We start from the raw sequence: 522 nt of genomic DNA, 5'->3' as shown, positions 1-522 counted from the left end.
TTCGCCAATTGAGAAACGAGGGAACGTCGCTTTTTCGATCACGACAACATCAATACCACGAGATTTTAGCAACGCAGAAACGGTGGAACCCGAAGGACCTGCGCCAACGACGACAACTTGCTTGTGCTCTGTTTTCATTCTTTATACTAGCTTGCTTGGAGTTTTAATAAGGTATGTCCGAGGCCAATGTTGTCCGTTCTTTCCACAACAGAGAGACCTGCTGCTTCAACAATTTCTAGGAAATCATCACTACGGTAGAAACGGCTATTACCATTGGCTAGGCAGGTAAAGTAAAGCGAGGTAGCATTTAAGCTGTATGACGCGCCCGCGTATTTCTGCGCATCCCAAAACAGTTCGAGAACGTAAACGGTATCGCCCGCGCTCAACTGCGCCTTTACTTTCTTCAAAATATTTAAAATTTCAATTGGAGAGAAACAATCTAAGAACTGGCTCATCCACCAAATATCGGCATGATCAGGCAATGTTTGGGCTTTATCAAGCATATTGCCAGGATACGGATGC

1 protein-coding gene and 1 pseudogene are annotated in these 522 nt (G+C 44.8%); both read right to left on the bottom strand.

Annotation, left to right across the window (positions count from 1 at the left end; genetic code table 11):
• Positions 1-138, bottom strand: a 138-nt coding sequence (locus tag R7E78_RS30375; protein ID WP_318059179.1) for an FAD-dependent oxidoreductase, incomplete at its 3' end; no start/stop codon positions are given.
• A gap of 8 nt (positions 139-146) precedes the next feature.
• Positions 147-522, bottom strand: a pseudogene (locus tag R7E78_RS30370) (SAM-dependent methyltransferase); the annotation flags it as partial.

The sequence above is a fragment of the Vibrio sp. YT-19(2023) genome, from assembly GCF_033337395.1.
Note: the sequence above shows the minus strand (reverse complement) of the source record. Positions and strands in the feature narration are given on the sequence as shown.